The organism is Protofrankia symbiont of Coriaria myrtifolia, assembly GCF_900634755.1.
In the GTDB taxonomy this organism is placed as follows: domain Bacteria; phylum Actinomycetota; class Actinomycetes; order Frankiales; family Frankiaceae; genus Protofrankia; species Protofrankia coriariae.
The window spans coordinates 1-15,546 of record NZ_CAAAFS010000290.1; the positions used below are offsets into that span (position 1 = coordinate 1).

General features: G+C 67.4%; 16 protein-coding genes and 1 riboswitch. Of the genes, 8 read left to right on the forward strand and 8 right to left on the reverse strand.

The genetic code is table 11. The features are described from left to right. On the reverse strand, nucleotides 1–493 hold a 493-nt coding region (locus CM1CMNOD_RS16215), incomplete at its 3' end, for a DedA family protein (protein WP_131774066.1). Nucleotides 494–975: 482 nt separating this feature from the next. Here CM1CMNOD_RS16215 and CM1CMNOD_RS16220 point away from each other — a divergent pair. Continuing rightward, nucleotides 976–2,244 carry a COG4705 family protein gene (locus CM1CMNOD_RS16220; RefSeq protein WP_131774067.1) on the forward strand — a complete coding sequence of 423 codons (1,269 nt, stop codon included), beginning with the start codon at nucleotides 976–978 and terminating at the stop codon, nucleotides 2,242–2,244. Nucleotides 2,245–2,765: 521 nt separating this feature from the next. Here the strand turns inward: CM1CMNOD_RS16220 and CM1CMNOD_RS16225 are convergent. Beyond that, the gene (locus CM1CMNOD_RS16225) at nucleotides 2,766–2,948 is read right to left on the reverse strand and encodes a hypothetical protein (protein WP_131772768.1); all 183 of its coding nucleotides are present in this window, start codon (nucleotides 2,946–2,948) and stop codon (nucleotides 2,766–2,768) included. 504 nt (nucleotides 2,949–3,452) lie between these two features. Between CM1CMNOD_RS16225 and CM1CMNOD_RS16230 the strand changes: the two genes are divergently transcribed. The 3 genes from CM1CMNOD_RS16230 to CM1CMNOD_RS16240 all read left to right on the forward strand — a co-directional run bounded on the left by CM1CMNOD_RS16230 (nucleotide 3,453) and on the right by CM1CMNOD_RS16240 (nucleotide 6,081). Further along, a complete protein-coding gene (locus CM1CMNOD_RS16230) occupies nucleotides 3,453–4,175 on the forward strand; it encodes an ABC transporter permease (protein ID WP_013874674.1) in 723 nt (240 codons plus the stop codon). Between the two features lie 638 nt (nucleotides 4,176–4,813). Next, nucleotides 4,814–4,986: riboswitch (cyclic di-AMP (ydaO/yuaA leader) on the forward strand. 4 nt (nucleotides 4,987–4,990) lie between these two features. After that, on the forward strand, nucleotides 4,991–5,587 hold the full coding sequence (locus CM1CMNOD_RS24140; protein WP_013874675.1) for a transglycosylase family protein: 597 nt from the start codon (nucleotides 4,991–4,993) through the stop codon (nucleotides 5,585–5,587). A gap of 170 nt (nucleotides 5,588–5,757) precedes the next feature. Then, complete coding sequence (locus CM1CMNOD_RS16240) at nucleotides 5,758–6,081, forward strand: transposase (RefSeq protein WP_083828334.1); 324 nt, start codon at nucleotides 5,758–5,760, stop codon at nucleotides 6,079–6,081. Nucleotides 6,082–7,178: 1,097 nt separating this feature from the next. On the opposite strand, the gene CM1CMNOD_RS16250 is transcribed toward CM1CMNOD_RS16240, so the two are convergent. The 5 genes from CM1CMNOD_RS16250 to CM1CMNOD_RS16275 form a co-directional block, all read right to left on the reverse strand. After that, entirely contained in the window at nucleotides 7,179–7,550 is a 372-nt protein-coding gene (locus tag CM1CMNOD_RS16250; protein ID WP_013874677.1) for a HepT-like ribonuclease domain-containing protein, read from the reverse strand. Further along, a complete protein-coding gene (locus CM1CMNOD_RS16255) occupies nucleotides 7,540–7,830 on the reverse strand; it encodes a nucleotidyltransferase family protein (protein ID WP_013874678.1) in 291 nt (96 codons plus the stop codon). Before CM1CMNOD_RS16255 ends, CM1CMNOD_RS16250 begins: the two co-directional genes overlap by 11 nt. 214 nt (nucleotides 7,831–8,044) lie before the next feature. Next, nucleotides 8,045–9,115, reverse strand: coding sequence for a DUF4037 domain-containing protein (locus CM1CMNOD_RS16260; RefSeq protein ID WP_013874679.1), 1,071 nt, complete (start codon nucleotides 9,113–9,115; stop codon nucleotides 8,045–8,047). A 45-nt stretch (nucleotides 9,116–9,160) separates the two neighbouring features. Beyond that, complete coding sequence (locus CM1CMNOD_RS16265; protein ID WP_013874680.1) at nucleotides 9,161–9,595, reverse strand: inorganic pyrophosphatase; 435 nt, start codon at nucleotides 9,593–9,595, stop codon at nucleotides 9,161–9,163. Between the two features lie 562 nt (nucleotides 9,596–10,157). Then, nucleotides 10,158–10,943, reverse strand: a complete 786-nt coding sequence (locus CM1CMNOD_RS16275) for a helix-turn-helix domain-containing protein (protein WP_013874681.1) — start codon at nucleotides 10,941–10,943, stop codon at nucleotides 10,158–10,160. A gap of 151 nt (nucleotides 10,944–11,094) precedes the next feature. Between CM1CMNOD_RS16275 and CM1CMNOD_RS16280 the strand changes: the two genes are divergently transcribed. Continuing rightward, the gene (locus CM1CMNOD_RS16280; protein ID WP_013874682.1) at nucleotides 11,095–11,448 is read left to right on the forward strand and encodes a nuclear transport factor 2 family protein; all 354 of its coding nucleotides are present in this window, start codon (nucleotides 11,095–11,097) and stop codon (nucleotides 11,446–11,448) included. A gap of 33 nt (nucleotides 11,449–11,481) precedes the next feature. Further along, nucleotides 11,482–13,047, forward strand: a complete 1,566-nt coding sequence (locus CM1CMNOD_RS16285) for an MFS transporter (RefSeq protein ID WP_013874683.1) — start codon at nucleotides 11,482–11,484, stop codon at nucleotides 13,045–13,047. Between the two features lie 61 nt (nucleotides 13,048–13,108). Here CM1CMNOD_RS16285 and CM1CMNOD_RS16290 read toward each other — a convergent pair whose 3' ends face one another. Beyond that, complete coding sequence (locus tag CM1CMNOD_RS16290; protein ID WP_013874684.1) at nucleotides 13,109–13,366, reverse strand: hypothetical protein; 258 nt, start codon at nucleotides 13,364–13,366, stop codon at nucleotides 13,109–13,111. 293 nt (nucleotides 13,367–13,659) lie between these two features. Here CM1CMNOD_RS16290 and CM1CMNOD_RS16295 point away from each other — a divergent pair, with 293 nt between their 5' ends. Together CM1CMNOD_RS16295 and CM1CMNOD_RS16300 are read left to right on the forward strand one after the other, a co-directional pair. Then, entirely contained in the window at nucleotides 13,660–14,427 is a 768-nt protein-coding gene (locus CM1CMNOD_RS16295) for a helix-turn-helix domain-containing protein (RefSeq protein ID WP_013874685.1), read from the forward strand. Between the two features lie 66 nt (nucleotides 14,428–14,493). Continuing rightward, a complete protein-coding gene (locus tag CM1CMNOD_RS16300; protein ID WP_043603915.1) occupies nucleotides 14,494–15,363 on the forward strand; it encodes a hypothetical protein in 870 nt (289 codons plus the stop codon). Nucleotides 15,364–15,546 lie beyond the last annotated feature (183 nt).

Here is a 15,546-nt window from a genome sequence, read left to right on the forward strand (position 1 = left end):
GCGCCCAGACGAGACCCCCAACGATGTTGTAGACGGTGAAGGTGCGGGCGGGAACGCCGACGACCCCGGCCGCTGGGTTCATGAAGGTCCGTACAACCGGGACGAAACAGGCCAGGATGATGGGCTTCTCGTACCCGTAGCGGTCGAGAAACGCGTTGGCCCGCTCCACGTTGTCACGCTTGAACAGGCGGGAGTCCGGCCGGTCGAACAGGTTTACCCCGGCCCGCCGGCCGATGAGGTAACCCGTCTGGGCGCCGAGCAGAGCGGCGGCGATGACCCCCGGGAGCACCTGGCCGATATGGAAGCGTGGGTGGTCAGCGGTGGCCGTAGTCGCGCTGTAGGCGCCGGCGAAAAACAGCAACGAGTCGCCCGGCAGGAAGAACCCGACCAGCAGGCCGGTCTCGGCGAAGACGATGAGGATCAGACCGACCAGCCCGAAGGAGGAGGTGAGGGAGGCCGGATCGAAAACGTTGACGGCAAGGGAACCGGGCAAACCAGAACGACCTTTCGGAGCCAACGGGACCGGCCGGACTGGTACCGGCGGTCCGTTTACCCGGCGCGGGCGGCGCGCGTGCCGGATAACGTCTGCCACGTTAGCCGCGGAATCATGTGAGCATGATGTGAGCGACGGTGGAGAAAATGTGGATCCGCGCACGCCGGACGGCACCTCCACAGCGGTGCGGGGTGGCGGATCCACCTCGTGACCGCGCTCTGCGTCCTGACGCTGGAAACGCGTCGGCCAGCGTCCGCGCCGCGTGCGGCAAACGCGGTTGACGCCCGCACGCCCTCACACCTTCCTTACATGAAGCGACGTGCAGGATATCGACACCACAGCGCCTTGGCCACCGGGCCGACGACAGGGGAGGAAGCACCGCGCGGTTGGACGACAGGCGACGCCCCACGGCCGATCCGTCCTCCCAGGCTCCCCCCGTCGCCGGTCCGCCCACCGCGACAGACGAACCGAGAAAGAGCCCCATGACCTCACAACGCAGCCTCGTCACCGCAGACGACACTCTCGCGCCGGTTCGTCGGCCCCTCAGCAAGGTCCCAGAAGTCACCATCTTCTTCTGGATCATCAAGGTCCTCTGTACGACGGTCGGTGAATCGGCCGCCGACTTCCTGAACGTCGACCTGAACATCGGTCTGACCGGGACGTCCGTTGTCACCGGTGTCCTCCTCGTCGGTGCTCTGATCCTTCAGTTCACCGCGAGCCGCTATGTACCGGCCAAGTACTGGCTCACGGTGGCACTCGTGAGCGTCTTCGGAACGCTGGTGACCGATAACCTCACGGACAACCTCGGCGTGCCACTGGAAACGAGCACCCTGATCTTCGGTGTCCTTCTCGCGCTCACCTTCCTCGCGTGGTACCTGACCGAGAAGACACTCTCCATCCACTCGATCTTCACCCGGCGGCGCGAGGCATTTTACTGGCTGACCATTCTCGTCACCTTCGCCCTCGGTACAGCAACCGGCGATCTCATGGCCGAGGTGCTCGGGATCGGCTACCTGATGACGGGCGTCATCATGGCTGCGTTGATCGCCGCTCTCGCCATCGGGTGGCGATTCGGGCTCAACCCCGTTCTCGCCTTCTGGCTCATTTACATTCTGACCCGGCCGCTCGGCGCGTCGATCGGTGACTACCTCTCCCAGTCACCGGACGCGGGCGGGCTGGGCCTGGGCGCCACACTGACAAGCGTGATCTTCGCGGCCGGGATCATCGGCATCGTCGTCTATTTCTCGGCGACGAAAGTAGACGTCATCCCGACCGCCTCGACCTACAACACCGGCACAACGACAGGGCCAACAGGACCGACGGAACAGGGCGGCCTGGTGCAGACGGTCGTCGTGGTGGCCCTCATTCTCGTCACCGCGGGGACGGGATACTTCCTGCGCAAGTCCGCGCTGGAGAGCGGCACCCCGGGCCTGGCCTCCGGCGCCGGCCAGACAACACAGACCTCTCCTCTCGGCGACCTCTCGAAGTTCCGGACCATCACACAGGACACGCTGGATCGCCTGAACGCCGGCCAGCAGTCCTCCGCCACCTCCCGTATCGGCGACATCGAAACCGCGTGGGACGACGCCGAAGCGCGCCTGAAGCCAAAGGACAAGTCCGCCTGGACCGCAATCGATGACAAGATCGATACGGCGCTACGCGCGCTTCGTTCGACGAACCCGGACGTGAACCACGAACGAACAGCCCTGACTGAACTTCTCGCCGGCCTCGGCCCGAACGCCGGTACCTGACTGAAGACCCTCCAAGCCGGCCCCGTCGGCGTGGAGCGACCAAGAAACGCTGGAAACGACGCCATGCCCCGCTAACGATTTTTGGTTGGACACGATACCCGGTTCCTCCAGCTGGTACTGAAGGGCATCGCTGTCCGAGAATCCTGACGGCACGCGCGGGAGCCCCGGCACGAGATAACCATCTCGTCCGCGCCGAGGCTCCCCCGGGCCCCTCGAGGTCCGAGGCCCGCTTCCTGCGGTTCCAGGTGCGTTGCCCGGTCCTCGCCCACCAGCACCCTCCCGCCCGACCCGGACCGGGACGAGATGGAGCCGGCGTACTCCCCCGGGGCTGGGTCAGTCCAGGCAGTCGACGAGCACGTCCCGGCGCCTCCCTGCGCGGAACTCCCACTCACCACACGTCGATCTTTCTGCCACTTAGAGTGATAACATGAGTCGGTGGTTTGGACGCTCTCGACGCTGTATGTAACAATCAGCGCGCCGTGCCCAGCGTCCGCCCGTTCTCGCAGCAGCCCCAGCATGTGCTACTCGGTGTAGCCGTCGAGTTCGTCGGTCGACTCGTCAGCGAGCAGCGCCTCGGGGTCGTTGGCGGGCGCGACGGCCAGCCCCACGCGGGCGAGTTCACCACCGGCCAGCTCCTGCGGCAGGGTGCGGGCACGGTTGCCCGAGCCCGGCGTGGTCGAGTAGAGCTGTGATGTCCTCGTCACCACCGTCCACGGCCGTCACGGCGTGGGTAAGGCGGACGTTGTTGCAGACGCTGAGGTTGGACGAGGTTCCCGGACCGGAGCAGGACCGCCGATGCGCTGGGCCCGCAGTCGTACCCGCTCGACTTCGGGCCGATGGCTGACACGAACTCCGCCGACCCGTACGGGCACCACCCGACGGCTTGTCGAGACCGGCCAGGCAGGCGAGCAGCGTGGACTTCCGGAGCCCAAGGGGCCGGTGCCGGCGACGCCTTGGTGGGTGGAACCGGGCGCAGTCTCCACGGTGGCGCGATAGGGGGACCTCGTCGAGTCAGTCCGGCACTCGGGTCAACTCCAGTCACCACCCGCCATGTAGCTCTGGATGGTGTCGGTTCCGCCTCAGTTACGTAGCCAATTCGCCGGGTCCCGGCTTTGGCTTCAAGGACCCCCGCTGTCTCACGTCGGCCCGCCAGCCGAACCCTGTGCGGCGCGGGGCCGCACAGTAAGCCTGTGGGCGATGTCGTACGGATGACCGCGGGCCTAGGTGGTCTGCTGGCCGTTGCAGTCATCTGCCTCACCGTCGCCCGGGTGCCGCTTCGCCGGGCGATGGTCACCGCCGCGGCCCGCGCGGTCGCCCAACTCGCCCTGGTCGGCCTGGCATTGCGCGGGGTGCTGGCCGCTCCAGCAACAACGATTGCGGTCCTCGCCGTGATGCTCACCGTCGCGACCCTGACCGCGACAGGCCGCCTCACCGGCTTCCCCCACGCCGGGCGTGTGGTCCTCACCGCCTGCACGGTCGGCGCGGCGGTCACACTCGGGATCATCTTCGCCGTCCCGCTGCTCGACCGATCCGCACGCTATCTGGTCGCAGCCGGCGGGATCGTGATCGGCGGGGCCATGACGGCCTGCACCCTCACCGGCCGGCGGCTGTTCGACGCGATGGTGCGCCGCCGCGCCGAGGTCGAGGCCTGGCTCGCCCTCGGCGCCACACCGCGCCAGGCGGTCGCGGACCTCACCCGTACCGCCGTCCGGGAGGCCCTGCTGCCCGCCGTCGACCAGACCCGCACGGTCGGGCTGGTCACCTTGCCCGGCGCGTTCGTCGGCGCCCTGCTCGGCGGGGCAAGCCCCACGGACGCGGCACGGTTCCAGCTGGTCGTCCTCGTCGCCCTGCTCACCGCGGAGACGCTGGCGGCCGTCATCCTGGCCTGGCTGTTCGGTGCTCCTACCCACATCCCCGACCAGAATACGTAGATAGAAACCGTTGTGGTGACGATGGTTTCTATCTACGGAAGGGGGTTGGGGCGGACTCGGGTACCATCGGCAATGATTCTATTTCATATGGTCACTGACATCGGGAAACATCATTGTTTCTCGACACCGCCGGGGTGCCGCCTTCCGACGGTACGAATCCTGCCGCTTATCACGGCCATGTACTGCGGCAGGCTCCATCGTTTCGTCATTTTTGTTCGGGGTTTCAACGTCCGAGAAAAGAGGCGGATTCCCGGACGCCAGAATCGTGATCGCCGGCTTGGTCGCGCGGATGGTCATCCAAGGAGTCTGACTCTGCGCAGCCACAGCTTCGCATGGATGGTCAATGTCACGGCCTGTGGCACGGTCTGCCAACAGAACTCGAAATCTCGATGCTACCCGGTCGATCCGATTGTCCACAAAGCGTGCAAAAATCTGCGTCAAAAGGTGGTAAAGATGCCACGGAGACGACCCGCCTGCTGCGACTGCTTAAATATACGCGCGCGCATGCACACGCTACCGGCAATCGAGGTCGAAATCAAGTGTCGACGTTCGGTTGTGCGCTTTTTCACCGCGCCTTGCCGGCCGGCTGCCCTTCGCGGCTAGGGTTCTGCCGTGCCTTCGCAAGGAGGGCGCGCATCGGGCGAAACACGCCGAGTCCTGCCCCGTCCGATGACCGTCAAACCAACGGCAGGAGCGGGGGAACCACTTCCCGGGCGCTGCACAGCACCCTTGGGGTGAAGCCGCAGGATGCGGCCGGGCATTTCCCAGCCCGAACCCGACAGCTTACCTCGCAGGCGTAGGGAAAGGGCATCAAGATGTCCCATGCGCGTGCCCGGCATCGCAAAACCAGGCAGACCACAAGTTATACCCGCGCGCTAGTCGCCATTCCGACGCTCGCCGCCGCCATCGGCGGCGCCGGCATCGGACTCTCGGGGCCCGCCAGCGCGGCACCGCCCGAGGACCAGATATTGTCGGCAATTGTTCAATGCGAGTCCGGAGGCAACCCGACTGTCGTCAACTCGATAGGCGCCGGCGGACTGTTCCAGTTTCTTCCCAGCACGTGGCAGGCGACCGGTGGAACCGGGCTGCCACAGAACGCCAGCGTTGCCGAGCAATGGAAACGCGCCCGGATCCTGTACGCCCAGCAGGGCACGGCTCCATGGAATGCATCGCGGTCCTGCTGGGGCGGAAAAGTCGGCAGCGCCACCGACACGGCTCCGACCGCTACCGGACCGCAACAGGCGAATGCCCAGGAACAACCGACGAGTCCGGCCGGCAACGAGGGCGAGAACACCACCGGCGACGCTCCCCAGGATGCCGGCGGTGTCCCACCCCCTTCCTTCGCCGCTGACCGGAACTGGCGTTCCTACCGGTCGCCCTGGTATCAGGACATCGACCCGGCCAGCGACTAACAACTCGTTTCACAAAGTCTGATCAACTGCGGTGTGTCGTACCAGGAGCGGGCGGGTTCCGCCGGTAGACCTCGGTCATGCGTGACGAGGAGACGGTGAGCGAGGAACTGTGGAAGCGGCTGGAGCCGCTGATCCCGGCCCGGGAACGGCGGCTCCGCTACCCCGGTTGACTGCCGGTCGACGACCGGGCGGCCCTGGAGGGGATCGTGTGGGTGCTGCGCAACGACGTGCCCTGGCGGGAATTGCCGAGGACGTTGTTCGGGGTGACGTGCTGGCGGCGCTTGCGCGACTGGCACGCCGCCGGCGTCTGGCAGCGCCTGCACGAGAACCTGCTGGACGAGTGCACCGCCGCCGGCCTGCTCGACCTGCACCGGGCGCTGGTCGACTCCTCCCACATCCACGCGCTCGCAGGGGGCCTAGACGGGTCCGAGCCCGGTCAACCGTGCCCACCTCGGCAGCTGTCGGCATCGGGTGAAAACTGGATCTGTTCCTGATCTTGCGATCGGAGTGGCCCTCGGGGTGCTCGCTGAGCACGATCAGTCTGCTGTGATCATGTGCCGGGTGCCTCTTTGACCTTGGGGTTCTTCTTCCGCATCTGTCGGGTGTGCTCGTCGACGGGGTGGACCGGGCCGATAATCGGCTGCGGTTACGTGTCCGGGCGTCGGGTGTGGTGTGTCCGGGGTGTGGGGTGGTCGCGGAGCGGGTGCACGGGCAGTATCGGCGCTGCGCTGGGCCGCTGTGGTGGCGGGAAAATGCGGCCGCACGGCCGTCCGGGACGCCGGTGCATCTGTGATGCGCGCGAGCTCGGGAGTCAGGATTGCGGTGAGCACGCCGGTGAACGCCTGCCGGTCGTTGTCACATCGCCAACCTTCGCTGCCGGCGGTGAGATCCGGAGCGGCGCTTGCGGGGTGGGTGTAGGTACGCCACACCGCGGCGGTGAGAAAGGTCAACTGTTCGACCAGCCGCAGAGCGTCGCGGTCGGGGGTTGCCGGGGAGAGGGTGGCCACGGTTGCCGCCAGATCTCCGCTTCCGGTGGCCCAGGAGACAACGACCGCACGGCGACCAGGGTCGTAGGCATACCGGCTCACCGTCCGGCGCCTCTTCGCACTATCGGTACCACCCGCCGTCCACCACGGCCCTCTTCAACGGCCGACGACTGGAAACCACTGTCCGTGGTCGCCATCTACGAGATGACATCTGGTTGCCGTTGCAACGTCACCACCACGTCACCACCGGGGCCAGTTACCGATCTCCGTAGCAACCTCCGCGGCCTGTTCGCGCAGGTCACGGGGGGTGGACCCTGTGTACCAGCATCCGAACCGATTGATCTTGGTTGCAGGCCCTGAAATCGCCATCCACCCGGTCGCCACCCGGGCCCTGGCCAGGGACGATGCTCCGTGACCGCACCGACTGCACCGACCGCAACATCGTCCACCGAGGCGAACAAGTGTTCCGTATACCTGGCGGTTCCGGGCACCTCAGCCCGTCTGCCGACAGCCACATCCACAGACCGGCCGAGGCTCGGAGACGTTTCCGTCGCAGGTCCATCGTCACCTGTGGCCGGACATGGAACGCGAAGGCAAGCGCGCGGTCAGTGCGGCTGGTCGAGTTGGCTGGCGATGAGTGGGAACTCGGCTTTGAGGAGCGTCAGCAGTTGCTCCTGGAGTTCCCGCAGCGCGGTCGTGGCGATTCGCCACACGATTGACCAGTCGACCTCGAAGTATGCGTGAACGGCGATGTTGCGGAATCCTGTGACAGGCCGCCACGGCAGGTCGGGCCAGCGCTCGCGGACCTCGGGGGATACTCGTCCGGCCGCCTCGCCGATCACCAGGAGTTTCTGGAGGACGGCACTCTGGATCAGATCGCTTTCCAGGAACGCGGCCTCGTCGACATCCTGGACGAACGCCGTCGCGGCGACCGCGGCTTCGATCATGTCGACGAGGTAGAGCTCATCACGCCGCATAGAGGACCCGAGCCTCCGCGAGCACCCGGTCACGGATGACCCACTTCAACCGGGACTTGGGCACCAGGTCGACGGGACGTCCCACGATTTTTTCGAGATCATCTCGGAGGTCGACGATCTCGAAGCCAAGCATCGAGTTGGGCGCCAGCACGTACAGCAGGTCGACGTCCGATTCGTCGGTGTCGTCGCCGCGAGCCACCGAGCCGAAGACGGACAACTCGGCGACGCCGTAGCGCCGGCACACCTCGGCGATCCGGCTGTCACGAAGGTCGACGGTCACATCGCCATTATCGCCAGAGACAGCCACAACCGCACGACTGCACCGCCTCACGCGCGACGCCCGCCGGCGTCCTGCGTGCCGTGCGAACCACCACCCAGCTGCGACCCGCAGCGTCGCAAAGCAGTCCGACGCACGAGGTGCATCTGCTCATGCGTCCCAGTCGCCGGCGCCGCCGAGTTGCTCGATCCACTCCGCGGACAGCTTGCCGCGAGATTCATGCCCCGAGTCCAAGCGTGGGGGCATAGTCGCGGCGGCGGTTCGGTTGGGTGAGGATCTCGACGCTGTCGATGGCCTGGTCGATCGCGCCGGGGAGATGGCCGAGCGGGCCGTCGGGTCGGTGTCCGAGCCCGGTGAGGAGGGCTCGCAGCTGCGGATCGCTGATCGCATCGGTCAGCGCACGGGTGAGGCGTTGCGCGCCGAGTACCTGGATGTCCCGGGCATGAAAGCGGCGCGGCGCGGGGTCGACAGGCTCAGCCAGACCAAGCCGGTTCGTGACGTCGGCAAGGTGACGGGCTGCGGCGCACAGCGCTGCTTCACGTTCCCGCCACCGCGTCGCGCTGAGCGTGCGGTGCAGGTGCCGACCGACCTGGTCGGCGAGGGTCAGCTGCGCGAACGCGGTCATCAGCCACTTGCTGTACGGGGCCCAGCGGCGTTCGAGGAGAAAGCCGATCCGGACAAGGTCGCGGGCCACGCGGGCGGCGAGCATGCGCGAGCCGAGGTCGTCCCCGCGGCCGCCGGTGCGGCCGACGAACGGTTCTTCCTGACTGACCCGCAGCCAGCCGGCCGCCAGGACATAGCGCCAGACGTCGTCGGGGTACCAGGTCAGTGCCCGACGCCGCGCGGTGAGTAGATCGAGCGGGTCGTGCAGGACCACGCCGCCCGTGAGGCTGGCCATGATCTGGGTCGGGGCCAGCAGCCAGTCCGCCAGATCCATCCCGCAGGCGGGGTCGACGCCGAGCCGGTCGAGAAAGAACGCCTGCGCGGTGGTCACCTCCACCTGGTGCTGTGGTCGGCCGTCGTGTCGGTCGCTGTCGGGGTAGACGACCGGGAAATCGTCGAACCGAGCTGGCAGCCTCTCCAGGGCGACGCCGATCGGCGTGGTGTCGAGATCTGGAGGGACGAACAGTTGCACGCGGGGGCCGAAATCGTGGTCCGTGGAGACCTCGTCGTCGAACCCGAGTACCTCGGACCCCTCACCGAGCAACGCGGCAGCGTGAGGCACGTCCGCGATCAGCGGCCGAACCGCCCGCTCGTAGAACCGTCGAGAAAGATCGCGACCGGGCACGGCTCAGCGATCCTCCTCAAGGCATCCCGTCATGTGCCAGGCCTCTTATCGTCCCCGCTGCTGCCACGTCTGCGCACCCAGTTTTTCGCCAGCCGTCGGGCCGTCTGAGCCAGTGGCGGTCTCCAGGTTCCGCCGCACGAGCAGGCCGCCGATCCCCAGGAGGTCGTCGAGTAGTCGCCGCACACGCTCGATCTCGTCGGCGGTGCAGTCGATCAGGACCTTGACCTCGACGTCGCGCTTGCCCGGATTCGCCGTCACAAAGAATCCCACCACGCCAGCGCCGACGGCACTGCCGCGGAAGACGTCCACACCGGCGCCGTCCGCGGCCACGGTGCCCTCCAGGTAGCCATAGTCGACGGGATACACGGCCTGCGGCACCCGCGGGTGCCTGCTGCCGGCCGGGCGGTCCACCACCAGTCGCGAGGTGGTTGTCAACTCGTCGAGGTTGCCGAACAGCCGTGCGCGGAACGTATCAGACATGATCTCCGCCGAATCGAGGACATCCACGAGCGAAGCCACGGACGCGAAGCGGTCAGGGCCATATGCATTGTCCTGCCGGCTCACGTGAGACCGCGGTGGCCGGGGCCACGACAACGGTGGACGGCGTCTGGACGTGGGCCACCGCTTGCCCAGTACCTCGGCGAGGCGGAGGCGGTTCGCATGGCCGCGACGTGGTCGTCCAGACGGGGCTCGAACCAGCTGTCGCGGTCCCGACCAGCACCGTTCCGCGGCGTTGATGCTGAAAGCGATAGATCGCGAACCGCATTCGCCCAGATCAAAGGCATGATCGAAAGTTAGGTGGACCCTGTGTACCAGCATCCGAACCGTTCGATCTTGGTTGCAGGCCCCGAAATAACCGTCCGCCCAGTCGCCACTCGAGCTCTGGCCAGGGGTAATGTCCAGTGACCGCGCCGACCGGAACATCGTCTACGGAATCGAACGTGCGTTCCGTCACCCTGGCGGTTCTGGAGGCTCTAGTCCGCCTGGCCACCGTGATCGTGGGGATCGTGGTCGGGCTGGGACTTGCTCGGCTGCCCGCTCCTCACACGAGCGCTCGCAAGCGGCGGGTGGTCTCAAGATCGGCGGGATAGAAGGACTCGATCGTGAGCTCGTCGACCGTGACGTCGCCGGCGGTCTCGACCTTCGCCGCGATTGAGAAGAACGACAGCTCGCCGGTCTCGTGACGGAGCCGTAGCGGCAGCACCACGTTGCTGGGCGGCAACGTCGAGTCGGTCCCGCCAGGGTAGTCGGCGAGCTCGTCGTGTAGTTCCCCTAGCCGTTCGTCCCCTGTCTCACCGGCTCGCCGACGCACCTGACCTAGCAGGTGCGCGCGCCATTGCGCGAGGTTCGCGATCCGCGGCGCCATCCCGTCCGGATGCAGACTCAACCGCAGCACGTTCACCGGCGGTTCGAGGAGACGCGGAGCGCATCCGGCAGTGATGACGCCGACCGCGGCGTTCGCGTCCAGCAACTCCCACCACCGGTTGATCATCAGAGCCGGGCACGGCTCGTGCCCGGATAGCACGAGGCGCAGCGCCGTCCGCACGCTCGCGAGTTCCGGCTCATCAAGCCCGTGCTGCGGGTACGCGGGTGCGTAGCCGCCTGCCAGGAGCAACAGGTTGCGTTCCCGCAGCGGAACGTTGAGGTGCTCGCTGAGCCTGATGATCATCTCCGGCGTCGGGCGGGACCGTCCCGTCTCTACGAAGCTGAGGTGGCGCGTCGATATCTCGGCCTGGTTGGACAGCTCGAGTTGGCTTAGCCTGCGCCGTTCGCGCCAGTCGCGCAGCAGCTGACCGACCGGGCGAGTGGGTAGCGCGGTGACGCTCATACCAGCGACCGTATCTCCCGCCTCGAGGGCCCGCGATTACCTCCCAGGTAACGAGAACGCATTACCTTCGAGGGAATCGACCGGCCCTTTTGTCGCAGGCAGGATCGTCGTCGTCGACCGACAAAACTCCGCTGGCGAAAGGAAGTTCGCCGTGTCTGATCTCCTTGACCATTACCTGGCGTGCTGGAACGAGACCGACGCCGACGCCCGACGGGCTCTGATCGACCGCTTTTGGAGCGCCGACCCCAGCTACGTCGACCCGCTGACGCAGGTCCAGGGCCGGGACGCGTTGGCCGCGACCATCGCCGCCATCCAGAGCCAGTTCCCTGGCTTCGTCTTCTCGCCGGTCGGCCCGATTGACACCCACCACAACGTCGCGCGGTTCACCTGGGGCCTGGGGCCCGAGGGCGCCGAGCCGGTCGTGGTCGGCTTCGACGTCGTAGTCACCGATGCCGACGGACGCATCGAGCGGGTGCTCGGCTTCCTCGACCGTGTGCCCGGCTGACCTTCCTGGCCTTCCCGATCAGGAGAGCAAACGATGACCACTCTCGCCGACGCCCGGCTGGTCCAGACCCGGCCAGAGACGATCGGCTGGGCGCCCTTGCTCGTGGTGCTCGCCGGCACGTTCGTCACCTTCCTCGATTTCTTCATCGTCAACGTCGCCCTGCCGTCGATCCAGACCGACCTACACGCCAGTCCAGCGGCGGTGTCCCTGGTGGCCGCGGGATACGGGCTGACGTTCGCGGCCGGAATGATCACGGGTGGCCGACTCGGCGACATCTATGGACGCCGCCGGATGTTCGCGCTCGGCCTTGCCTTGTTCACACTCACGTCCGCGGGGTGCGGCCTCGCCCCCACGGCCGGCTTCCTCATCGCTACCCGGGTGCTGCAGGGCGCGGCCGGCGCGCTGCTCACCCCACAGGTGCTTGCCATCCTCGGCACCACATACACCGATTCCCGGCGGGGCACCGCCTTCGCGGCGTATGGGTTCGCGATGGGCATCGCCGGTGTGCTCGGCCAACTCGTCGGTGGTGCGCTGATTCAGGCCGACGTTGCTGGTCTCGGCTGGCGGATGATCTTTCTGATCAACGTCCTGGTCGGCCTCGCAACGCTGCCGATGGTCAGCCGGCTGGTGCCGGAGTCGAGCGGGGCCGCGACACGGCTCGACCTGGTCGGGACGGCGCTGGGCGCGGGCGCGGTCACCGCGCTCGTCCTGCCTCTCGTCGAGGGACGTGAACACGGCTGGCCGATGTGGACCTGGCTGAGCCTCGCAGGCGCACCGGTCCTGGGCGTCTGCTTCGCCGCGCATCAGCGCCGTCGTTCGGATCTCGGCCGGGCACCGCTGGTGGATCTGGGGCTGTTCCGGGTGCGGACCTTCGCGTTCGGCTGCATCGCTGGGCTGACGTTCGCGCTGGTGCCGCCGTCGTTCTTCTTCGTCCTCGCGCTCTACCTCCAGCGCGGGCGCGGCTACGATGCGCTGTTCTCGGGAGTGGCGTTCACAGCGGTGGGGGCCGGTTACTTCGTGGCGCTGTTCGTCGCGACTCCGGTGGCACGATGGATCGGCCACCAGGTGCTCGCCCTCGGCGCGCTCCTGGTGGCGGCGGGCTGTGTCCTGCTAGCCGAGATGGCGCATGCCGGGTCGGCCTGGGACCTTGCCCCGGGCATGGCGGTCATCGGGTTCGGCATCGGGCTGGTGCTTGTGCCGCTCGCGTCGACCGTGCTCACCGGCGTCGACCCGCGGCACGCGGGATCGGCCGCGGGAGTCCTCTCGACGGCCCAGCAGGTCGGCGGGGCGCTCGGGGTGGCGGTCATCGGCATGGTGTTCTTCCGCTCCGGCGCGATCGCCGATGCCTTCGTCATCAGCCTCTGGGTGCTGGCCGGGCTCACCGGAGCCACCGCCCTCCTGACGCAGCTTCTTCGTCCGAGCACTGATTCGCCGGCACCTGATGTCGCCAGTATCCAGCCGGTCACGGATCGGGCCACTGACGTGGGCCGATCCGTGGCCTACGACAGCCCGGAGCGCGCGCCTGGCGATGTATGGAAAGCCACTCTCCGGGGATCCACGCGGGACCCCAGAGGGTCAGACTTCAACCGTCTACCGTGATGCGGTGATCTATGGAAGGCGTCGGCCCAACCACCGCAGTGGCCGGCCGACGGCGGCGTTCTCATGCCAACGCCGCCGCATGGACAAGGCGCAGGCCGGCGCGCAGTCCGTCGCGTAACCGGGCGGCGGGCGAGCGGCGTCGTGCGTCCTCCCGACCCCGGGCCTGCTGATGCAGGTAGTGCGCACAGGGCAGGCAGATCCCAACCTCGGGATGGCTGCCGAGCCGCACAAGTCCGGGCTCGGGATAGGTGCCACCGCAACACCAGCACACGCGCGGCTCGGCGGCGTCAGACTCGGTGGCCGTCACAGCGGTACTCACAGACGTCTCCTGCCCGTCATCGCGATCAGGTCGCTGTCCGGCTGGCAAGCAGGTCCTCGGCCAACTGGTCCAGGTCGATTCCTTGTCTGGTCAGCAGCAGCCGGACCGGGTGTTCCGCTCGCGCACCGCGAACAGACCACCCGTTCCGCCCGCCCGCGCACCCGAAGCCGCAGCTCGCCTGCGACGCGCTCGACACGGCCGTCGGTTGTCCTCCGAGTCTGGGAGGATCGGCGCCAGCATGCGGCTTCGGACAGAGGGCACGCCGCACGATGCAGGGTGGGGGAGGTGTTGGGTTGAGAGTTCAGGACGTCGGGTACGCCGAGCTCGCGACAGAGATGCCGGAGGTGCTCCGTTGCTCGTGGCACCGTCGCGGATCGGTCCCGCAGGGTGCGAATGCCACCGTCCTTCCCGATGCCTGTGCTGATGTGGTGGTCGACCAGTTCGGGGCCGCCGTTCTGGTCGGGCCGACCATGGCTCCACATCGACTCGAGCTCGAGCCGTCGGTCGTGCTGCGCGGGCTGCGCCTGCAGCCGTGGGCGATCCCTCTGCTCTTCCGAACGACGGCGAACGAGCTTCGGGATCAGGTGCTCTCGCTCGGTGACCTACTCGGGAGTCGACTCGCCCGTCAGGTCACCCATGACGTGTGGCGCGGCCGGGTTCCGTCGTGCTGGCGCACGGTCGATACGACGCCGTGGCAGATGAACCTCGTCAAGAGCCTGCTCCATGCGTCTGGCGGCGTTATCGAGCACACGGGACGCAGTCTGGGCGTTTCGGAACGCGAGGCCCGACGTACCGCGCGCCGACTGACGGGGCTTTCGCCCCGGGATCTCGCGCAGGTCGGTCGCCTGCACCGGCTCTTGCCTCTGATCGACCACAGTGACCACCCTCTCGCCGTGGTCGCTGTGGATGCGGGGTTCACCGACCAGGCCCATATGACGCGCGTCCTCAAGCTGCTGACCGGCACGACACCCCGGAGCCTGCGGGACGAGCGAGCCGGTGTCGACGCCTGGAGCGCAGACCGCATTCTTGCCGAGGTCGCGGATCTCCTCACCGGTGCGTGACCGCCCAGGGCACGCTCGGCCGATTCGTACAAGAGTCCGCGACGATCGGCGGGCATCGTCGTGCCCATGAGTATCGCCGTCCACTCCGCGATCCAGTTCGTCTACGCCAACGCGCGACTGCTCGACCGGCGCCGTCTCGAGTACCTGATGGGCACGACGACCGCCGAGCAGGTCATTGAGGCTCTCCGGCCCTATCAGAACGCCGATGGCGGCTTCGGGCACGCGTTGGAGCCTGATATCCGGGCACCCGGTAGCGAGCCGGCGGCCACGTTGCTGGCGCTGGAGACCCTCGTCGAGGTCGGTGTCACCCAACACCCGGTGATCGACGCCGCTGCCCACTGGGTGGCGTCCGCCGCATCACCCGACGGCACGCTGCCGCAGATGAGTGCGACGGGTGCCGGATATCCACACGCCCCGTTCATCAACCCGGGTGGCCCGACGTTCCTGACCTTTGCTCTCGCGGGTGTCTTGTGGCGAACCGAGACGCGATCCGCGTGGCTCGACCTCGCCACCGAGTGGTGCTGGCGAGAGCTCCAGGCCGTGGAGCGCCCCCACACCTACACCGTCGTATTCGCGCTTCGTTTCCTCGATGCCGTACCGGATACTGACAGAGCGTGCGGTGTCATCGATCGGCTCCGATCCCTGCCGGACGAGATGGGCTGCATCCCGGTTCCTGGCGGGCTCGACGATGAGCGGGTTACCCCTCTCGACCTATCCCCGCAGCCCGGCGCGCGTAGCCGCCGCCTCTTCACGTCGGTGCAGATCGCGGCCGACCTGGATCGCGTCGAGAGGACGCGGCTCGACGACGGCGGATGGGACTTCGACTTTCTGCACTGGTCGGCCGGTCAGGCACTCGACTGGCGCGGAAGCGTCACCGTCAGCAACCTCCAGCGGCTGCTCCGACACGACCGCATCACACCGCAGCCCGCGGCCTGAGGCCGCCGACCCACCACTCGACCGAGGAGACTCCTGTGTCCCACCACCACCATGCCATCGACTACGTCGAGTTTCCCGCGCCCGACCTCGCGACAGCTCGCGACTTCTACGCTCGGGCGTTCGGATGGCAGTTTAACGACTACGGATCGGAGTACGCCGGCATCCGCGGGCCCGACGCGGACT